The 316-nt window shown below is 41.8% G+C and carries 1 protein-coding gene; it reads right to left on the reverse strand.

Going from position 1 to position 316, the window contains the following annotated elements; all coding sequences use genetic code 11:
• Window positions 1–115: 115 nt before the first annotated feature.
• Window positions 116–316: hypothetical protein (locus tag D0T50_RS13665; protein ID WP_203558255.1), on the reverse strand; the 201-nt coding region annotated here is incomplete at its 5' end.

The following is a 316-nucleotide window of genomic DNA, read 5'->3' on the forward strand; positions in this document are numbered from 1 at the left end:
CAATACACATACGGTGACCAATTGTAATGTCTTTCTGCCAACGGATCTGGTGTCGGAGTATGAGGCAAGTCCATTGACATCATCCTTGCACCATAATTTATGGCCCAGTTATTTTTTAGCGCATGTTCTTGTGTAGCATAAAAGCGCCAACGGTTGATGCGTGCGTGTGGTGTCTGCTCTTTGCTGTGCACACAATACTAAGGGCATGAACAACAACATCGCCCACACGTATAGATAATAAAAGGAGTTTTCTTGTGTGGAATGTAATCAATAATGCCTTGTTTAGAGAGCGACTTAAGTATTTCGTAAATACGTT

This window comes from Bacteroides sp. 214, assembly GCF_010501015.1.
Lineage (GTDB): Bacteria > Bacteroidota > Bacteroidia > Bacteroidales > Bacteroidaceae > Bacteroides.